The organism is Janibacter sp. GS2 (assembly GCF_051200835.1).
In the GTDB taxonomy this organism is placed as follows: domain Bacteria; phylum Actinomycetota; class Actinomycetes; order Actinomycetales; family Dermatophilaceae; genus Janibacter.
In genome coordinates this window covers 3,330,179-3,348,722 of sequence record NZ_CP195161.1, presented here as the reverse complement: position 1 = coordinate 3,348,722, position 18,544 = coordinate 3,330,179, and the positions used below count along the sequence as shown (strand labels likewise).

The following is an 18,544-nucleotide window of genomic DNA, read 5'->3' as shown; positions in this document are numbered from 1 at the left end:
ATAGCCGCTGTCCGATGACGTTCAGGTAGTTTCGTCCTGTTCGCCCCGGTGCAACCGGTGGCCGCCACGTCGTCGAGTCAGGAAGTCCGGGAAGACCCGTACCCGCATGAACGCCAAGAAGTTTTTCCGCTCCCCCGCCTTCTGGGCGCTGCTGCTCATCACGGTCTTCGGACTGATGTTCCTCACCCAGGGCGATGAGGAGTACGCCCGAGTGGACACCTCCGCCGCCGAGAAGCTCGTCACCGACGGCAAGGTCGAGGACGCCCACTTCACCACGGAGAACGTGCTGCAGCTCGACCTGAAGAAGGGCGAGACCTACTCCGACGGTGACTCGGTCAAGGACGCCGACAAGGTCGAGACCGAATTCATCGACGCCCGCGCCGAGCAGATGCTCGCCGTGGTGGAGAAGAACGTCGACGGTGTGCAGAACGACACCGTCGAGCAGCCGAGCGTGTGGAGCAACGTGCTCCTGTCGATCCTGCCGCTGCTGCTCCTCGTCGGGCTCTTCTGGTTCATCCTCAGCCGCGCCCAGGGCGGCGGCTCGCAGGTGATGAAGTTCGGCAAGTCCAAGGCGAAGCTCGCCACGAAGGACACCCCCAAGGTCACCTTCGAGGACGTGGCCGGCGCGGACGAGGCGGTCGAGGAGCTCCACGAGATCGTCGACTTCCTCCGGGAGCCGAGCAAGTTCCTCGCCGTCGGCGCGAAGATCCCCAAGGGCGTCCTGCTCTACGGCCAGCCCGGTACCGGTAAGACCCTGCTGGCGCGCGCCGTGGCCGGCGAGGCCGGGGTGCCCTTCTTCTCCATCTCCGGCTCGGACTTCGTCGAGATGTTCGTCGGTGTCGGCGCCTCCCGTGTGCGTGACCTCTTCGAGCAGGCCAAGACCAACGCCCCGGCGATCGTCTTCGTCGACGAGATCGACGCCGTCGGTCGCCACCGTGGCGCCGGTATGGGCGGCGGTCACGACGAGCGGGAGCAGACGCTCAACCAGCTGCTCGTCGAGATGGACGGCTTCGACGTCAAGACCAACGTCATCCTCATCGCGGCGACCAACCGTCCCGACATCCTCGACCCGGCGCTGCTGCGCCCGGGCCGCTTCGACCGCCAGATCGCCATCGAGAACCCCGACATGATCGGGCGTCACCGCATCCTCGAGGTGCACGCGGCCGGCAAGCCGATGGCCCCCGGCGTCGACCTGCTCACCGTGGCCCGCCGCACCCCCGGCATGACCGGTGCGGACCTGGCGAATGTCCTCAACGAGGCGGCCCTGCTCACCGCCCGCCTGGACAAGCAGTTCATCGACGACTCGATCCTCGACGAGGCCATCGACCGCGTCATCGCCGGACCCCAGAAGCGCACCCGGATCATGAGCGCCCAGGAGCGCAAGATCACCGCGTACCACGAGGGCGGGCACGCCCTCGTCGCGGCGGCGATGAACCACACGGCCCCGGTCACCAAGATCACGATCCTGCCGCGCGGCCGGGCCCTCGGCTACACGATGGTCATGCCCCTGGACGACAAGTACTCGACGACCCGCAACGAGATCCTCGACCAGCTGGCGTACGCGCTCGGCGGCCGCGTCGCGGAGGAGATCATCTTCCACGACCCGTCGACCGGCGCCGCCAACGACATCGAGAAGGCCACGGCGATGGCCCGCAAGATGGTCACCGAGTTCGGCATGAGCGAGAAGATCGGCGCGGTCAAGCTCGGCCAGTCCCAGGGCGAGGTCTTCCTCGGCAAGGACATGGGCCACCAGCGCGACTACTCCGAGAACATCGCCGGGGTCGTCGACCAGGAGGTCCGCCGCTTCATCGAGGAGGCCCACGACGAGGCCTGGTTCGCGCTCAACGACAACCGGGGCGTGCTCGACCGTCTCGTCCTCGAGCTGCTCGAGCACGAGACGCTCAACACCAAGGACCTCGAGGTCGTCTTCTCCGACGTGGTCAAGCGCCCGGTCCGTCCGACGTGGCTGAGCAGCGAGCACCGGCATATCTCCGAGGTCCCCCCGGTGCTCACGCCCGCCGAGGAGGCCGCGATGCAGACCCGGGAGCGCGAGCGGCTGATGCAGCCCAGCGGTGCGCCGGCCGAGGCCGTCCCCGACAGCTCGGTGACCGAGGCCATCGACCGTGCGGCCGAAGAGGGCGCCAACCCCTACCCGGACGACGAGCGACCCCCGGCCGAGATCCGTGAGGTCCCGCCGGGCGATGCCGTCGATGGTGACGGACGCGCCTGAACCATGACGGACGACGTCGACCTGGGCCGCATCGAGGCGGCCGTGCGGGAGATCCTCCTCGCGGTCGGGGAGGACCCCGACCGCGACGGTCTCCTCGAGACGCCGGAGCGGGTCGCCCGCTCGTACGGGGAGGTCTTCGCCGGACTGCGCTCCGATCCCGGTGAGCTGCTCGCGACGACCTTCGACATCGACCACGACGAGCTGGTCATCGTGCGCGACATCGCGCTGTACTCCACGTGCGAGCACCACCTCGTGCCCTTCCACGGGGTCGCCCACGTCGGATACCTGCCCGGCCGCAGCGGCAAGGTGACCGGCCTGTCGAAGATCGCGCGTCTCGTCGACATCTTCGCCAAGCGCCCCCAGGTCCAGGAGCGCCTCACCAGCCAGATCGCCGACGCGCTGGTGGAGCACCTCGACGTCGCCGGCGTCATCGTCGTCGTCGAGGCCGAGCACCTGTGCATGTCGATGCGCGGGGTGCGCAAGCCCGGCGCGATGACCATCACCTCTGCCGTGCGCGGCCAGCTGCGTGACGCGACGACCCGCGCCGAGGCGATGGCGCTGCTCAGCGGGGCCGCCCGGTGACCCACGCGCTCCTCGAGCAGCTGGCGTCCACCGCGACCCGGCCGGGGCCGCTCGTCATGGGCGTCGTCAACGTCACGCCCGACTCCTTCAGCGACGGCGGTCGCTGGATCGAGACGGAGGCGGCCATCGCGCACGGCCGCGAGCTCGTCGCGGCCGGCGCCGCCATCATCGACGTCGGTGGCGAGTCGACCCGTCCCGGTGCCGAGCGCCCCTCTGCGGGGGAGGAGCTGCGTCGCGTCGTCCCGGTCGTCTCGGCCCTCGCCGAGGCGGGGACCGTCGTCTCGGTGGACACCATGCGCGCCGAGGTCGCCGCGGCGGCCCTCGCCGCCGGCGCGGCGATCATCAACGACGTGAGCGGGGGACTGTCCGACCCGCAGATGCCGGCCCTCGTCGCGGAGAGCGCAGCTCCCTTCGTCGTGATGCACTGGCGCGGCCACGCCCACGACATGCAGTCGCGAGCCCGGTACGACGACGTCGTCGCGGAGGTGTGTGCCGAGATGCTCGAGCGCGTGGACGTCCTCCTCGCCGCAGGCGCTGCCCGGGAGCAGCTCGTCCTCGACCCGGGGATCGGTTTCGCCAAGACCGCTGCACACAACTGGCAGCTCCTGTCCGGCCTCGAGCGGGTCGTCGACCTCGGCTACCCGGTCCTGCTCGGCACCTCCCGCAAGGGCTTCCTCGGCTCGGTCGGGCGACAGGAGGGCGCCGAGCGTCCCCTCGACTCCCGTGCCGTCGTCACGGCGGTGACCAGTGCCCGAGCGGCCCGCGCCGGGGTGTGGTGCGTGCGGGTGCACGACGTCACCGCCACGGTCGACGCGCTCGACGTGGCCACCGCGCTGGGGGAGGTCCGGGGGGTGGGGTCGGCGTGAGCGACCCCCGCGACCGGATCAGCCTGCTCGGCGTGCGCGCCCGTGGCGCCCACGGCGTGCTGGCCCAGGAGAAGCGTGATGGCCAGGACTTCGTCGTCGACGTGGTCGTGCACCTCGATCTCGCGCCCGCCGGCACCACCGACGACTTGGCCCTGACCATCAACTACGCCGAGGTCGGGGCCGACGTCGTCGCCCGCATCGAGGGGCCCTCGCTCGACCTCATCGAGTCCCTCGCCGAGCAGATCGCCGGGGACGTCCTGGCCCGGGCCGGTGTGCACACCGTCGAGGTCACGGTCCACAAGCCCGCCGCCCCGGTCGGCGTCCCCTTCGGGGACGTCGCGGTGACGATCACGCGCCGTCGCGTGGTGCCCGTGGTCATCGCGCTCGGGGCGAACCTCGGGGAGGCCGCGGCCCGGCTCGACGCGGCCGTCGACGACCTCGCCGGCGACCTCGAGGGGGTGCGGCGCGCTCCCTTCGTCACGACGGACCCGGTCGGAGGGCCGGACCAGCCGCGCTACACCAACTCCGTCCTGCTCGCGACGACCGCGCTCTCGCCGCAGGCGCTGCTCGCACGGCTGCACGCCGTCGAGGCGCGCCACGGACGCGTGCGTGAGGTCCGCTGGGGCGCGCGCACCCTCGACCTCGACCTCATCCAGTACGGCGACCCCGCGACCGGCAGCGACGTCACGAGCGAGGACCCGCAGCTGCTCCTGCCGCACCCACGGGCCCACGAGCGCGGCTTCGTCCTCGCCCCTTGGTCCCGGGTGGACCCGGACGCCCTGCTGCGGGTGGACGGTGCGGTCCTCCCCGTCGCCGACCTGTTGGCCCGCGTCGGGACCGGCGACATCGAGGACACCGAGGCCGGACCGTGCTGAGGCAGGGGCTGAAGCTCTCGACGACGCTCCTCGTCGTCCTCGCGGTCACCGTCCTCAGCTGGGGGGTCGGTCGGTGGTGGGTCTCCGGTGGTCATGCCGCACTGCAGGTCGGCTGGCTGGCTGGTGTCCTGCTCCTCGGCATGGCGATCGTCGTCGTGGTGACCGGGTCGCGGATGTGGCGGATGCGCCACGGGCGCACCCACGTCGAGCCGGTCGTCGCCGCTCGTGTGCTCGTGCTCTCCCAGGCGAGCGCCCTCACGGGCGCGGTCATGGGTGGTTTCTACCTCGGGCAGACCCTCGTGCTGCTACCCGATCTCGACTTCGCGGGCCGGGGCGGGCTGGCGCTGCGCCTCGGCCTCGCGGCCCTCGGCGGGCTGCTCATGGCCGGTAGCGGTCTGCTCGTGCAGTCCTGGTGCCGCATCGACGACGAGGACGAGGACGGGGACCGTCCCGCCTGACGGGTCAGGCGACCATCTGGTCGGCCCAGACGACCCAGTTGCCCTCGTAGTGACCGCCGTTGAGCGGGGTCTCCGGGTCGCAGGTGATCAGTCGCAGGACCGGATCCGGGTTGTCGTGGTCCCAGATCGAGTCGTCCTGGGGGACGCCCGCCTTCGACGCGGCCTCGGACCTGGTGATCTTGAACTTCACGTCCGTCCCGGAGCCGTAGGTGACGGTGACGATGTCGCCGACACTGACCTTCGGGAGGTTCCAGAAGACGTCCGGGTTGGCGCCGTGGTTGATGTGCCCGACGAGGATGCTCGCGCCCGCGTGACCCGGCTTGGGCCAGCCCGGCTCGGCGTACCAGCCGGCGAGGCCGAAGGGGGGAGCCAGCACCTTCTCGGAGTCGAGCGTGGTCGCCTGGAGGGTGGCGTCGACGACCGAGCGGCCGCCGGAGTCGACCTGCACACGAGTGGGTTCACCGGCCGGTGCCTGCTGGGACACCGGCTGGGGGGCGCTGCTCGTGCTCGCCGACGAGGAGGAGGTCGTCGACGAGGACGAGGGTGTCGTCGAGGGCGACGCCTGCGAACTCGTGGAGGAGGACGTCGTGGGTGGTGAGGTCGGGGACTGTGACGGTGGGAGGATCTCGCTCGGCGGGACGTACTCCCCGGGGTCGGTGCTCAGCGCCGAGGTCTCGCGCTGGGACCACCACGTGCCCCCGGCCGCGCCGGCGCCGACGACCAGGGCGACGGTGGCCGCGAGCAGCCAGGTCGTGCGGCGGTAGCGGGTGCGCTCACGCCAGTGCTGACGACGCGTCTCGGGTGTGGTCACGCGGTCCTCCTGGTCTGCTCCCGGGTGCTGTTCGGGGGAACGTGCGTGGTGGCCGAGGAGTTCCCCACGGGCAACGATACGGGCCGCCGGGTGCGGGACGGGTCCCGACCCGACGGCCCGCGCCGTCGGTCACTGACGCGTGGTCAGGTGCTGCGCAGCTGCGCTCAGTGCTGGCCGGCGGCGCGGCGACGGGCCACGAGGACCGTCCCGGCGCCGGCACCGGCGAGGAGCAGGCCGCCGAGCGCGAGCGCGGCGGTGTTGTCGTCCTGCGGGGTGGCGGGGGTGAGGCCATCGGTCTGCACGACCTGCGGGACCTCCGGCTCGGCCGGGGTCTCGTCCGCGACCGGCGCGCCGGGGCCGTCACCGGTCTCGCCGTCGCCAGCGTTGTCACCGGTGTCTTCGCCGGCGTCACCGCCGGTGTCCCCATCGCCGGTGTCCCCATCGCCGGTGTCGCCGTCGGTGGCCCACGGGGCGCGGTAGGTGACGTTGCAGCCGCCGGCGACGCTCTCGTCGTTGCCGTCCGCGTCGACGCAGTCCTGCGAGACGAGACGGACGTAGTCAGCCCCCTCGAGGAGGTCGAAGTCCTTGGAGTTGGCGCCCTCGGTGAGGTTCCAGGTGTAGGTCGTCAGGACCTCCCCGGGGACCGGCTCGCCGGCCTCGTCCTTGGTGCCGGCGACGACCTCGACGGAGAGGGTGCCCTCGTGCGCGGCCTCTCCCTCGACAGTGAAGACGTTGTCCACGAGCGGCAGGCTGCTCGGCTCCGTGAACCAGTCGTCGGTCTCCTCGGGCTCCGGGGCGGGCGGGGTGGCGTCGTCCTCGGTGACGGTGACCGTGTCGATGACCTGGCTGCCGGAGCCCTCGACGTAGGTGCAGTCGAGGGAGAGGGCTCCGAGCTGCGGCGCGTCCGCGTCGTTCGTGGCGTACCCGGTCATGTTCGCCGTGAAGCTGTCGGGGGCGTTGATGGTGTACTCGCCCAGCTGCGCGGCGTCCACGGTCTGGGCAGTGCCGTTCAGGGCGAGGACGGTGGCCTCGCCCTGGATCTGGGTGCGCGGGATGGACAGGTCCGTCGGCACGTCCAGGGACTCGGTGCCGTCGCTGACGGTGGCCCCGACGGCGGGGAGGCTGCCCTCGACGAACTCCACACCCGCATCCGTGAGCGCGGTGAGGGTGGCCGCGGTGAGGGTGACCGAGCCCCTCGGGGTGAAGGTGACCTCGTCACCGACGGTGGCCGTGTCCACGTCGCCCGCGTCGAGGGTGAAGTCGAGGGTCTGGGACTCCGGGGCCTCGGGCGTCGTGCACGCGTACTGCAAGGAGGTCTCTGCGTGGGCGGGCACGGCGGTGGCGATGCCGACCATGCCGAGGCCGGTGACGAGTGCGGCGCCTGCAGACAGGCGGGTGGTGAGGCGCTTGGCCATGTGTGTTTCCCCTCGAACTGGTCCGTGCGCCCCCGAGTCGCAGACGCCTTCCGCAGGCAACTTACCGATGGCTGGGAGAGTACTCAAGGATTTCCCAGACTTTCCGTGCGGCGAGTCCCGTCAGGGCACGGGCCAACAAGAAGGGGCCGTCGACAGGGCCGTTGCCCGATCGACGGCCCCGTGCCGTCACCGCCGGCGCGCGGCCGGCGGGATGTCAGCTCAGTGCTGCGTGGCCTTGCGGCGGGCCACGACGACCGCACCCGCTCCGGCGCCCGCGAGGAGCAGTCCGCCGAGGGCGAGGCCGGCGGGGTTGTCGCCCGCTCCGGCCGTTGCCGCCCCGTCGGTCTGCACGACCGCGGGGACCTCCGGGTCTGCGGGCTCGGGGTTGGCGGGCTCGGGGTTGGTGGGCTCGGGGTTGGCGGGCTCGGGGTCGGTCGGTCCCGGGTTTGTGGGCTCGGGGTCGGTCGGTCCCGGGTCGGTCGGCTCGGGGTCGGTCGGCTCGGGGTCGGTCGGCTCCGGGTCGGTGGGCTCCGGGTCGGTGGGCTCCTCGCCCGAGCCCTCGCCGACTGTGATGCTCCCGATCGCGCCGTCCTCGGGTGCCGTGCAGGCGATGTTGAGGACGAATCCGGAGTCGGTGGTCAGGTCGGTGGTGAAGTCACCGGCGACGACGTCGAGGTCGGTGTCCTCCTCGGGCGCGGTCTCGGCCTCACCGGTACCGGTGGCGACATTGGTGATGTCCCCGGATGCAGGCACGTCGGTGGTGGGGATGGTCAGCGAGGCCGTGCGGTTGTTGTCCCCGACGGAGTACATGGCCTCGGCCGTGCCCTCGACGGTGGCCACGTTGAGGCTGCGCAACCGCTCAGCGGCGTCGTCACCGGGAACGACGGTCGCCGTGATCTCGGGCGCCTCGATGCTCGCGCCCTGCTCGACCTGGTCGGGGACGTCCACGGAGAGGTTCACGGCCCACGGGTCCTCGAAGTTTGACTCGAGGCCCTCGTTGGTCAGCGCGCAGGTGTAGTCCAGGTCGCTGGAGAGAGCGGCGTGGGCCGGGGCGGCGGAGGCGATGCCGATCATGCCGAGGCCGGTGACGAGTGCGGCGCCGGCCGAGAGGCGGGTCTTCAGACGGTGGGACATTGTTCTCCAGAGGTAGGACGGTCGTCCCCCTCACGAGCCGGGGGGCGCGGTCCAAGGCAACGTACCTACCAACGGGTAGCCTCGCAACAGATCACGAGGGGTGACGCCCGTCACCCCCGGGGGGACGGGCTACTTGTCGACGTCCCCGACGACGAAGAACATCGAGCCGAGCACCGCGACCATGTCCGAGACCAGGCAGCCCGGCAGCACCTGTGAGAGCACCTGCACGTTGCCGAAGGACGCCGAGCGCAGCTTCAGGCGCCAGGGCGTCTTCTCACCGCGCGAGACCAGGTGGTACCCGTTGAAGCCCAGCGGGTTCTCCGTCGCGGTGTACCGGTCGCCCTCCGGCACCTTGAGGACCTTCGGCAGACGCTGGTTCACCGGACCGCGCTCGAGCGCGCGCAGGCGCTGCACGCAGGCGTCCGCGAGGTCGAGGCTGACGTGCGTCTGCTCGAGGAGCACCTCCAGGCGCGCCAAGCAGTCCCCGGCGGTGCGGGTGACGACCCGGCCGGGCCCCCCTTCGCCGAAGAGCTCGCCGTACGCGAGGTACGGGGCATCGCGACGCAGGTCCACGTCCACGCCGCAGGCCCGGGCGATCGGCCCGGAGACGCCGTAGGCGCAGGCGAGCTCGGGGGAGAGGACACCGACCCCCTTGGTGCGCGCCTCGAGGATCTCGTTGCCGACGATGAGGGACTCCAGCTGCGGCATCCGTGAGCGCACGGCGGCCACGGCGGCGGCCACCCGGTCGAGCCAGCCGGCGGGGAGGTCCTCCTTGAGACCGCCGACGCGGTTGAACATGAAGTGCATCCGGCCGCCGGAGATCTCCTCCATCACGGCCTGGATGTCCTCGCGCTCGCGGAAGGAGTAGAAGATCGGCGTCATCGCGCCGAGCTCGAGCGGGTAGGAGCCGAGGAACATCAGGTGGTTGAGCACCCGGTTCAGCTCGGCGAGCAGGGTGCGGGCCCACGTCGCCCGCTGCGGGACCTCCATGCCGAGCATCGCCTCGACCCCGAGGACGACCCCGAGCTCGTTGCCGAAGGCCGAGAGCCAGTCGTGGCGGTTGGCCAGCACCGTGATCTGGCGGTAGTCGCGGACCTCGAAGAGCTTCTCGGCGCCACGGTGCATGTAGCCGATGATCGGGTCGGCCGAGACCACGCGCTCGCCGTCGAGGGCGACGCGCAGCCGCAGCACCCCATGGGTCGCCGGGTGCTGCGGACCGATGTTGAGCACCATGTCCGCGCTGGAGAGGCTGCCGTCCCCGACGCCGACCTCCAGCGTCCGGGGGGCAGGGGCGCCCGGTGTGCTCGTCATGCCCGCCAGTATGCGTCAGGCACCATGGGTGGGTGCCGAAGAGGAGCCCATGGCGAGCAGCCCGCGCGAGCGCGGTGGCGCTCGTGGTGGCCGGTGCCCTGCTCGTCGGGTGCACGCAGACCCCGGACCGGGAGGCCTCCTCGACCTCCACGCGTACCTTCGAGGGCCAACCGGTGCTCGAGCCGTGGACCGAGGCGATGCGTGCCTCTGACCACGAGTCCGCCAATGTCGTGGTCCTCGGGGACTCGGTGAGCGAGGGGTTCGGGTTCGAGCGCAACCTCGAGCGCCGCTGGGTCGACCGGTTGCAGCGGGCCCTGCGGGTCAGGGCGGGCGTCGAGGACTGCCCGACGGACCCCGGCGGGTTCCACGGGACGACCTCGGTCGTCCCGGCGCGCTACCACGCGCCGAGCCTGCCCGAGCCGACCACGGCGGGGCGGACCGCTCCCCAGCCGACGGCCGGGCCGGGCGGGCGGGCCCTCGACCTCGCGCCCGGCGGCAGCGTCACCTGGCAGGTCGAGGCCGAGTCGGTGGACATCGGCTACCGCACCCGGCCGGAGGGCGGGGGCCTGCAGGTGACGATCGACGGACGGATCCCGATCGAAGGGGTGGCGATCCCCACCGACAGCGAGGCAGAGGAGGGGGAACGTGCCGTCTGGTCCTCCCGCGACCTCGGCCCCGGCCCGCACACCGTGCGTGTCCGCAACATCTCCTCCGTCCTCACGGGGGCGCTGGCCACCGTCACCGACCTCACCCCCTTCCGTGGGGACCGGGGTCGGTGCGTGCACGTGCTCGACGCCTCGCGCTCGGGGGTCACGGCGGGCGCCATCACCCGCACGCCGACCTACCTCGCGGACAGCCTCTCCTTCGACCCCGACCTGCTGCTCGTCCCGCTCGGCTTCAACGACGCCCGCTCGGGGACCTCGCCGACGGCCTTCGGGCTGGTCCTCGACCGGCTCATCGGGCAGGTGCGCGAGGAGGGCTATGACGGCCCGGTGCTGCTCGTGGGGTGGTACACCCCGAAGTGGGACAGCAGCATCCCTGAGTGGTCGGACTACCTCGACGTCATGGCGAAGCGGACCTCGCACGAGCAGGTCAGCTTCCTCGACCTGTCCGCGGCGCTTCCCCCGGTCCGGTCCGCGCCGCGGGGGATCTACATGGACAGCCTGCACCCGGGCGCGAAGGGCCAGCCGCTCATCGCCGCCAGCCTCCTCGAGGTGCTCGCCCCGCGCCACGACGTCGAGGGGACGAAGACCCCGGAGGAGACGTAGCCGGACCGCGGCCGCCGCTGCCGGAGGGAGCTGTCAGGCCTCGTGCACGAGCGGGTCGGCGGAGGTGCGGTCCCGGCGCAACGTCCGGGCGACGAGGAAGCCGCCGCCGGTGAGGACGATCAGGGCAGCGGCCGAGAGGAGGAAGGGCCACGACCCCGGCGTGGTGCCGAAGGCTCCGAGGGCCACGTAGGAGACCGTGCCCGGAACGATGCCCACCGCGGTCCCGATCGCGTAGTCCCTGGTGCGGACCGCGGTCAGTCCGGCGGAGTAGTTGATGACGGTGAACGGCAGGATGGGGACCAGTCGCACGCCGATGACTGCCGTGATCCCCCGCCGACCCAGCAACGCATCGACTCGCGCGACCCGGGCGCCGGTGAGGCGTTCCACCGCGTCGCGCCCGAGCGCTCGGCTGAGGGCGAACGCCGCCGCGGCCCCGAGGAGTGCCGCGAGGAAGACCACCACGACCCCGAGCGCCAGCCCGAACATCGCCCCGGCGAGTGCGGCGACGACGTTCTTGGGCAGCGGGAGCAGGGTGACCACCGCATAGATGAGCACGAACAGGACGGGAGCGGCGTGACCGGCTGCGTCGATGCGTGCCTGAACTCGCTCGACATCCGGAGGCCCGACGACGGCCGCGATCACTCCCGCCACGACGAGGACCGCGACCAGGGCGAGCAGGCGCACCGATGCCCCGTGGTCAGGAAGCAGGTCATCGCGACGGGCCCGGCGGAAGGGCATGGGACTCCTTGCTGACACAGGCATTCACGGCGGGGCACGGGCAACCGGGCAGGCGTTCGAGCCGCGCACGGGGGCACGCCGACATGACGTCGACGTCCATGATCACGACGGTAGACCTTGCCCCGCGGTGCAAGGTCAAGTCGTGCGGACCTGACCTGCATCGCGACATCAGCGGACCCGGCGCGTGGCCCAGAGGAAGTCTCCCGGTCCCGGTCCGGTGAGCGCTGCGGCGTGGGAGGCGCGCGAGAGGGCCGCGAGGTAGCCGGGCGGGTCGGTGCGGGCCAGCTCGACCGGTGGACGGCTGCCGTCGATGCCGAGGTCGCGCAGCACCTCGCGCTGGGTCCCGAGGTCGTCGGGACGAAGGGAGTCCATCGCCACGTGGGCGGTGAGGTCGGTGGAACCGTCGGGTACGGGCGGGCAGGCGGTGCCGTCCCGGTACCCGATGAGGGTCCCACCGACGGGCCGCTCGCCGAGGCGGTGACCGTAGTCGACCGCGACGACGAGGCCGGAGCCGACCGTGCCGACGAGCCCGGCGAAGGCCTCGTCACGGGCGCGACCGACCTCGACCAGCGCGCCCGGCGCGTGCGGCCCGGGCCACCACCGCTCCACCCAGGCCGCGTCCGGCGAAGGGAGCGGGTCACCCGGGCGCTCCGCCCCGTCGTGGTCGACGCAGACGGTGCGCAGCACGCCGGTACCGTCGGCGCGGGCGATCCCGCAGGGCACGACGTCGAGCCACTCGTGCGCGATGACGAGCGCATCGGTGGGTCGGCCGAGGTCCGGTAGGTGTGGTCCTCCGGGGGAGGAGAGCCAGCCGATGCGAGGGTCGAGGCCCGCGGGTCGATCGACGACGTCGACACCGAGGAGCCCGAGGCCGGGCGCGGTCTGCGCGGCCAGGGCGCCCAGCAGCTCGCCCCGGCCACAGCCGATGTCGACGACCTGCCGCAGGCCCTCCCGCTCGACAAGACGTAGCAGAGCCTGCGCGAGGAGGTCGCCCGCCGCGCCCTGGGCGGAGGTCGCGAAGTGCCCCGCCGGCCCCTCCGGTCGTCGGTAGAAGCCCCCTTCGCCGTAGAGGGCGTCCGCCCACGCCTGCTGCCACGTCCGCACCTGTGCATTGTCACCCGCGAGGGGCTCGGCGGTAGCGTCCACCCGGTGAGCACCCCGGCCCGACCACCCGCCCCCGAGCGACCGACCCTGCGGATCGGTGTCGTGGGCGCCGGACGCGTCGGCGCCGTCCTCGGCGCCGCACTGCGCGGCGCCGGCCACGAGGTCGTCGCCGTCTCCGCGGTCTCCGAGGCCTCCCTCGACCGGGCCGAGCTCCTCCTGCCCGGCGTGCCGGTGCGGCCCGTCCCCGACGTCGTCGCCGAGTCCCAGCTCGTGATCCTCGCCGTCCCCGACGACGCCCTGACCGACCTCGTCGCGGGCCTGCACGCCACCGGAGCGTGGCGCGCCGGCCAGCTCGTCGCCCACACCTCCGGACGGCACGGGCTGGCGCCCTTCGCCTCGAAGGGTGGTGCGCAGCTGCTCCCCATGGCCATCCACCCGGCGATGACCTTCACCGGGACGAGCGTCGACGTGGCCCGCCTCGCCGAGTGCTGCTTCGGGATCACCACGCCGCAGGACCTGCGTCCGGTCGCCGAAGCGCTCGTCGTCGAGATGGGCGGGGAGCCCGTGTGGGTGCCCGAGGAGGCGCGGGGGCGCTACCACGCGGCCCTGGCCCACGGCAGCAACCACATGGTCACGCTCGTCGCCCAGGCGATGGAGATCCTCAGCTCCGCCGGCATCGACCCCGCGGACCGGGTCCTGCGCCCGCTGCTGCAGGCCAGCCTGGACAACGCCCTCTCCTCCGGGGACGGCGCCCTCACCGGCCCGGTCGCCCGCGGCGATGCCGGTACCGTGTCCGCGCACCTGAGGGAGCTGGCGGACCTGCCGCAGGACATCCGGCCCGCCTACCTCGCCCAGGCGCGGGCGACCGCCCTTCGCGCCACCCGGTCCGGACGGCTGCGCGCCGACGCCGCCGAGACGATCCTGACCACCCTCGACGAGGAGAACCCATGACCACCACCCCCGTCGTCGCCCGCAGCCGCGAGGAGCTGGCCGCGGCCCGCGCCCCGCTCACCGAGGGCGACGTCGCCGTCGTCATGACCATGGGCGCCCTCCACGAGGGCCACGCGCGACTCATCCGCACCGCGCGCGAGCGGGCCCGCCACGTGCTCGTGACGATCTTCCTCAACCCGCTGCAGTTCGGACCGAGGGAGGACCTCTCGCGGTACCCGCAGACCTTCGACGACGACCTCGAGATCTGCACCCGGGAGGGCGTCGACGTCGTCTTCGCACCGACACCCGATGTCGTGTACCCGGACGGGGAGCCGGGCGTGCGCATCTCCGCCGGTCCGCTCGGGGACGTGCTCGAGGGACAGGCGCGGCCAGGGCACTTCGACGGCATGCTCACCGTCGTCGCCAAGCTCATCCACCTCACCCGTGGTGACCTCATCTACTTCGGGCAGAAGGACGCCCAACAGCTGTTGCTCGTGCGGCGGATGACGCGCGACCTCGACTTCGACACCTCGGTCGTCGCCATCCCGACCGTGCGGGAGGAGGACGGGCTCGCGATGAGCAGCCGCAACACCTACCTCGCACCGAGCGACCGGGAGACGGCGCTGGTCCTCTCCCGGGCCCTGTGGGCGGGGGCGGCCCACGCGGAGGAGGGGCCCTCGGCGATCCGTCGGGCCGCTCGCGAGGTGCTCATCGAGGAGCCGCTCGCGCTCGTGGACTACCTCGTGCTCGTCCACCCGACGACGCTCGAGGACGTGCCCGAGTGGTACACCGGCGAGGCGCTGCTCGCCGTCGCCGCGAAGATCGGCTCCACCCGCCTCATCGACAACACCCCGGTGCTCGTCGGGCACGGTGGGGGCGCCCGACCGGTCTTCGCCGACGAGCCCACCCGCTGACCGACACGACCGAGGGGTTGCCCCCCTTCGCCTCCTGCCGGCGTTGTGCGCACCTGTGTCCCGGTACCTCGGGACACGGGTGCGCGGTTCGCCGTCACGTGAGGTGTGAGGGCCGCCGCCCTCACCGCGCCGCCGCCTCTGCGAGACTGGACGACGGTCAACCGCCGAGACGAAGGACACCCGCGTGCAGCGCTTCATGCTCCACAGCAAGATCCACCGAGCCACGGTCACCCAGGCCGACCTGCACTACGTCGGCTCGCTGACGATCGACACCGACCTCATGGACGCGGCGGGCATGCTCCCGGGTCAGCAGGTCGACGTCGTCGACGTCGACAACGGCAGCCGCCTGACGACCTACGCCATCGAGGGTGAGCGCGGGACCGGGATCGTGTGCATCAACGGCGCGGCGGCCCGGCTCGTCTCGCCCGGCGACATCGTCATCATCATCGCGTACGCCGCGATGGACGACGAGGAGGCACGGACCTTCGAGCCGCAGGTCGTCTTCGTCGACGAGGACAACATCATCGTCGAGCAGTACCACGACGCCGGTGACGTCCCCGAGGGCTACGGGCTGAAGACCTCGGCCGTCACCCACCGCGACCACCCGGGTGACGGCGCGGCCGGTGCATGACCCCGAGCCGGTCACCCTGCCGAGGTTCCTGACCTCCCCTTCGCCGGGGTGGACGGCCGAGGCGGACGTCCTCGTCGTCGGCTCCGGCATCGCCGGCCTGACCTGCGCGCTGCGCCTGCGCGAGCACGTCGACCGCGTGCTGCTCGTGACCAAGACCGGGCTCTCCGCCGGGTCGACCACCTGGGCCCAGGGTGGGATCGCCGCCGCGCTCGCGCCCGAGGACTCCCCGGCCGAGCACCTCGAGGACACCCTCGTCGCCGGGGTCGGACTGTGCGACGAGGCGGCCGTCGAGGTCCTCGTGACCGAGGGCCCCTCCCGGGTGCACGAGCTCATCGCGCTCGGGGCGCGCTTCGACACCGACGCCACCGGGGAGATCACCCTGACCCGCGAAGGGGGCCACCACCGCGACCGCATCGCGCACGCCGGCGGCGACGCGACCGGTGCCGAGATCTCCCGCGCCCTCATCGCGCAGCTCGAGGCGGTGCGCGCCGACCCCGGCATCGAAATCATCGAGAACGCCCTCGTCGTCGACCTGCTCACCAGCGAGGAGGGCCGCGTGTGCGGGGCGAGCGTGCACGTCATCGGCGAGGGGGAGGTCGACGGGGTCGGCGCAGCCCGGGCCCGCGCCGTCGTCCTCGCGACCGGCGGACTCGGCCAGATCTACTCCTCGACGACCAACCCACCGGTCGCCACCGGCGACGGGATGGCTGCGGCGCTGCGGGCCGGCGCGGCGCTCGCCGACCTCGAGTTCGTCCAGTTCCACCCCACGGTGCTGCACCTGGGGCAGGGCGCGAGCGGACAGCAGCCGCTCGTCTCCGAGGCGGTGCGCGGCGAGGGCGCGGTGCTCGTCGACGCCGACGGGGAGGCCTTCATGGCCGGGGTGCACCCGATGGCCGACCTCGCCCCGCGCGACGTCGTCGCCCGCGCGATCCTCGAGCGGATGGCGGCCACCGGCACCGACCACGTGTACCTCGACGCCCGACACCTCGGGGGCGACTTCCTCGAGGAGCGCTTCCCGACGATCGTCGCCCGCTGCCGTGAGCTCGGCATCGACCCCGTGTCCCAGCCGATCCCCGTCGCACCGGCCCAGCACTACGCCTCCGGAGGAGTGCGCACCGACCTGCGCGGCCGGACCTCCCTGCCCGGGCTCTACGCCTGCGGCGAGGTCTCCTGCACCGGCGTGCACGGCGCCAACCGGCTCGCGAGCAACTCGCTGCTCGAGGGCCTCGTCTTCGCGCACCGCATCGCCGAGGACCTCGTGACGCGGCTGGCGGACGGGCAGCTGCCCCCCACCGACCCGAGCGGCGAAGGGAGCGACGCCCTCCTCGACGCGCGTCACCGCGCCGAGGTGCAGGAGACGATGACCCGTGGTGTCGGGCCACTGCGCTCGGGGGAGTCGACCGCGCAGGCGCTCGCGTCGCTCGCCGCGCTGGCGCAGACCATGGAGCCGGACGCCGAGCCGGGGCCGGGCAGCTGGGAGACGACCAACCTCCTCCATCTGGGACGGGCCCTGACCACGGGGGCACACCTGCGCGAGGAGAGCCGTGGTGGCCACGTGCGCCGCGACCACCCGGATCGCGACGACGAGGGCTGGTCCGCGCACCTCGTCCACGTCCGCGACCCGCACGACCCCACCGGTGAGGTGGCCGTGATCATGCTCGACACGGACCTCGCCCGGACGCCATAGCCCCCTCGACGCCGGCGCCGCGACCTCCCCGCTGCCGTACCCTCGGCACGTGAGCGAGCGAGCCCAGCACCCGGCGACGGCCGACTTCCCGATCGGCGCCGCCCGACGGCTCGTCGAGACCGCCCTCGACGAGGACCTCGGCCCGGACGGGCTGGACGTCACGAGCACTGCGACGATCCCCGCCGACCAGGTCGCGACCGGCCACGTCCTCGCCCGGGGCCCCGGCGTCCTCGCCGGTGCCCCGGTCATCGCCCTCGTGCTCGAGGGTGTCGCCACGAGGACCGGGGGGAGGCCCCCTTCGCTCGACGTGCGGATCGCCGACGGCGCCCGGATCGACGCCGGCGACGTCATCGCGGTCCTCGACGGGGCCGTGCAGCAGGTCCTCATGGCCGAGCGGACGCTCCTCAACGTCATGTCGCGGTTGTCCGGGGTCGCCACGCACACGCGCCGGTGGGCCGACGTGCTCGCCGGCACCGGGTGCACCGTCCTCGACACCCGCAAGACGACCCCGGGGATGCGCGAGCTGGAGAAGTACGCCGTGCGCGCCGGTGGGGGGACGAACAAGCGGATGGGCCTCTTCGACGTCGCGATGGTCAAGGACAACCACGTGACGGCCGCCGGGGGAGTGGGCGCCGCCCACGCCGCGATCCGGGCGCGCTACCCGCACGTGGGCATCGAGGTGGAGGTCGAGTCCACCGAGCAGGCGCTGGAGGCGCTCGAGGCGGGCTCGCGCTTCCTCATGTGCGACAACATGCCGCTCGACCTGCTGCGCACCACCGTCGAGACGGCTCGTGGCTGGGCCGCCGCACACGGCGAGAGCATCGAGATCGAGGCGACCGGCGGGCTGACCCTCGAGACCGCCGCCGCGACCGCCGCGACCGGCATCGACGTCATGAGCGTCGGCGGGCTGACGCACTCCTCGCCGATCATCGACCTCGCGCTCGACCTGGTGTGACCGTGCTCAGCGTGCGGGGACTGACCAAGGGCTTCGGCGGCCGGACCGTGCTCGCCGGCCTCGACCTCGAGGTGACCGCGGGGGAGGTCGTCTCCCTCGTCGGGCCGAACGGTGTCGGCAAGTCGACCGCCCTGCGGTGCATCGTCGGCAGCGACACCCCGGACGAAGGGGAGGCCCTCCTCGGCGAGCACCGTCTCGACATGCGACAGCCGCAGGCCCGCCGTGCCGTGTGCGCCGTGCTCGGGGACTTCGGTGTCCTGCCGGACCTCACCGTGGCCGAGCACCTCGACCTGCTCGCCCGGGCGCACGGCGTCGACGACCCGCCCTCGGTCGTGGACGGCGCGCTCGACGAGGCGCGGATCCACCACGTCGCCGACCAGGTGCCGAGCACGCTGTCGTCCGGGCAGGCGCAGCGCTTCGCGCTCGCCACCGCGATGGTCCGGCCGTGGGCGCTGCTGCTCGCGGACGAGCCGGAGCAACGCCTCGACGACGCCGGGCGGGAGTGGCTCGGCGACTGGCTCGCCGGACACGCCGAGGCCGGACGCGCGGTGCTCCTCGCCAGCCACGACCCGCAGGTCGTGCGGCGCAGCGGCGCCCGCGTCGTGACGCTCGCCGGAGACGTCTGAGGTGGCTGC

Annotated in this window: 18 protein-coding genes; 12 read left to right on the top strand and 6 right to left on the bottom strand. The window is 72.7% G+C overall.

The features are described 5' to 3' along the window. Nucleotides 1–106: 106 nt before the first annotated feature. The 5 genes from ftsH to ACR9E9_RS16190 are packed head-to-tail and all read left to right on the top strand — an operon-like array spanning nt 107 to nt 5,011. The gene (gene ftsH, locus ACR9E9_RS16210; protein WP_435200304.1) at nt 107–2,230 is read left to right on the top strand and encodes an ATP-dependent zinc metalloprotease FtsH; all 2,124 of its coding nucleotides are present in this window, start codon (nt 107–109) and stop codon (nt 2,228–2,230) included. 3 nt (nt 2,231–2,233) lie between these two features. Continuing rightward, entirely contained in the window at nt 2,234–2,812 is a 579-nt protein-coding gene (gene folE, locus ACR9E9_RS16205) for a GTP cyclohydrolase I FolE (RefSeq protein ID WP_435200302.1), read from the top strand. Nucleotides 2,813–2,868: 56 nt separating this feature from the next. Next, on the top strand, nt 2,869–3,678 hold the full coding sequence (gene folP, locus ACR9E9_RS16200; RefSeq protein WP_435203693.1) for a dihydropteroate synthase: 810 nt from the start codon (nt 2,869–2,871) through the stop codon (nt 3,676–3,678). Next, complete coding sequence (folK, locus tag ACR9E9_RS16195) at nt 3,675–4,553, top strand: 2-amino-4-hydroxy-6-hydroxymethyldihydropteridine diphosphokinase (protein WP_435200300.1); 879 nt, start codon at nt 3,675–3,677, stop codon at nt 4,551–4,553. The genes folP and folK overlap by 4 nt, the downstream gene beginning before the upstream one ends. After that, the gene (locus ACR9E9_RS16190) at nt 4,547–5,011 is read left to right on the top strand and encodes a DUF3180 domain-containing protein (protein ID WP_435200298.1); all 465 of its coding nucleotides are present in this window, start codon (nt 4,547–4,549) and stop codon (nt 5,009–5,011) included. Before folK ends, ACR9E9_RS16190 begins: the two co-directional genes overlap by 7 nt. A 4-nt stretch (nt 5,012–5,015) precedes the next feature. On the opposite strand, the gene ACR9E9_RS16185 is transcribed toward ACR9E9_RS16190, so the two are convergent. From ACR9E9_RS16185 to ACR9E9_RS16170, 4 genes are all read right to left on the bottom strand, one after another. Continuing rightward, on the bottom strand, nt 5,016–5,822 hold the full coding sequence (locus ACR9E9_RS16185; protein ID WP_435200296.1) for a class F sortase: 807 nt from the start codon (nt 5,820–5,822) through the stop codon (nt 5,016–5,018). A 164-nt stretch (nt 5,823–5,986) separates the two neighbouring features. Further along, a complete protein-coding gene (locus ACR9E9_RS16180) occupies nt 5,987–7,237 on the bottom strand; it encodes a hypothetical protein (RefSeq protein ID WP_435200295.1) in 1,251 nt (416 codons plus the stop codon). 219 nt (nt 7,238–7,456) lie between these two features. Then, the gene (locus ACR9E9_RS16175) at nt 7,457–8,371 is read right to left on the bottom strand and encodes a DUF6801 domain-containing protein (protein WP_435200293.1); all 915 of its coding nucleotides are present in this window, start codon (nt 8,369–8,371) and stop codon (nt 7,457–7,459) included. A 129-nt stretch (nt 8,372–8,500) separates the two neighbouring features. Beyond that, nucleotides 8,501–9,682, bottom strand: coding sequence for an NADH-quinone oxidoreductase subunit D (locus ACR9E9_RS16170; RefSeq protein WP_435200291.1), 1,182 nt, complete (start codon nt 9,680–9,682; stop codon nt 8,501–8,503). Nucleotides 9,683–9,714: 32 nt separating this feature from the next. On the opposite strand from ACR9E9_RS16170, the gene ACR9E9_RS16165 reads away from it, so the two are divergent. Beyond that, nucleotides 9,715–10,950, top strand: coding sequence for a GDSL-type esterase/lipase family protein (locus ACR9E9_RS16165; protein ID WP_435200289.1), 1,236 nt, complete (start codon nt 9,715–9,717; stop codon nt 10,948–10,950). Nucleotides 10,951–10,983: 33 nt separating this feature from the next. Here ACR9E9_RS16165 and ACR9E9_RS16160 read toward each other — a convergent pair whose 3' ends face one another. Beyond that, the gene (locus ACR9E9_RS16160; RefSeq protein ID WP_435200287.1) at nt 10,984–11,688 is read right to left on the bottom strand and encodes a TVP38/TMEM64 family protein; all 705 of its coding nucleotides are present in this window, start codon (nt 11,686–11,688) and stop codon (nt 10,984–10,986) included. Nucleotides 11,689–11,856: 168 nt separating this feature from the next. Then, nucleotides 11,857–12,834 (bottom strand): SAM-dependent methyltransferase, encoded by a 978-nt coding sequence (locus ACR9E9_RS16155; RefSeq protein ID WP_435200285.1) that lies wholly within the window; start codon nt 12,832–12,834, stop codon nt 11,857–11,859. A gap of 3 nt (nt 12,835–12,837) precedes the next feature. On the opposite strand from ACR9E9_RS16155, the gene ACR9E9_RS16150 reads away from it, so the two are divergent. From ACR9E9_RS16150 to ACR9E9_RS16125, 6 genes are all read left to right on the top strand, one after another. Beyond that, nucleotides 12,838–13,743: a Rossmann-like and DUF2520 domain-containing protein gene (locus ACR9E9_RS16150; RefSeq protein ID WP_435200283.1), complete on the top strand. Its 906-nt coding sequence runs from the start codon at nt 12,838–12,840 to the stop codon at nt 13,741–13,743. Beyond that, a complete protein-coding gene (gene panC / locus ACR9E9_RS16145) occupies nt 13,740–14,636 on the top strand; it encodes a pantoate--beta-alanine ligase (RefSeq protein ID WP_435200281.1) in 897 nt (298 codons plus the stop codon). Before ACR9E9_RS16150 ends, panC begins: the two co-directional genes overlap by 4 nt. A 184-nt stretch (nt 14,637–14,820) precedes the next feature. Continuing rightward, a complete protein-coding gene (gene panD, locus ACR9E9_RS16140; RefSeq protein ID WP_435200279.1) occupies nt 14,821–15,267 on the top strand; it encodes an aspartate 1-decarboxylase in 447 nt (148 codons plus the stop codon). Further along, complete coding sequence (locus ACR9E9_RS16135; RefSeq protein ID WP_435200277.1) at nt 15,260–16,954, top strand: L-aspartate oxidase; 1,695 nt, start codon at nt 15,260–15,262, stop codon at nt 16,952–16,954. Before panD ends, ACR9E9_RS16135 begins: the two co-directional genes overlap by 8 nt. 49 nt (nt 16,955–17,003) lie before the next feature. Then, a complete protein-coding gene (nadC, locus tag ACR9E9_RS16130; protein WP_435200275.1) occupies nt 17,004–17,909 on the top strand; it encodes a carboxylating nicotinate-nucleotide diphosphorylase in 906 nt (301 codons plus the stop codon). Nucleotides 17,910–17,920: 11 nt separating this feature from the next. Further along, entirely contained in the window at nt 17,921–18,535 is a 615-nt protein-coding gene (locus tag ACR9E9_RS16125; RefSeq protein ID WP_435200273.1) for an ABC transporter ATP-binding protein, read from the top strand. The last annotated feature ends 9 nt before the right edge of the window (nt 18,536–18,544 follow it).

What these genes read in the sequence shown, in the direction of transcription:
- ftsH (WP_435200304.1), top strand. Translation starts at nt 107, where the DNA reads ATGAACGCCAAGAAGTTTTTCCGCTCCCCCGCCTTCTGGGCGCTGCTG.
- ACR9E9_RS16170 (WP_435200291.1), bottom strand. Translation starts at nt 9,682, where the DNA reads ATGACGAGCACACCGGGCGCCCCTGCCCCCCGGACGCTGGAGGTCGGC.
- folP (WP_435203693.1), top strand. Translation starts at nt 2,869, where the DNA reads ATGGGCGTCGTCAACGTCACGCCCGACTCCTTCAGCGACGGCGGTCGC.
- ACR9E9_RS16175 (WP_435200293.1), bottom strand. Translation starts at nt 8,371, where the DNA reads ATGTCCCACCGTCTGAAGACCCGCCTCTCGGCCGGCGCCGCACTCGTC.
- ACR9E9_RS16180 (WP_435200295.1), bottom strand. Translation starts at nt 7,237, where the DNA reads ATGGCCAAGCGCCTCACCACCCGCCTGTCTGCAGGCGCCGCACTCGTC.
- panC (WP_435200281.1), top strand. Translation starts at nt 13,740, where the DNA reads ATGACCACCACCCCCGTCGTCGCCCGCAGCCGCGAGGAGCTGGCCGCG.
- folE (WP_435200302.1), top strand. Translation starts at nt 2,234, where the DNA reads ATGACGGACGACGTCGACCTGGGCCGCATCGAGGCGGCCGTGCGGGAG.
- ACR9E9_RS16160 (WP_435200287.1), bottom strand. Translation starts at nt 11,688, where the DNA reads ATGCCCTTCCGCCGGGCCCGTCGCGATGACCTGCTTCCTGACCACGGG.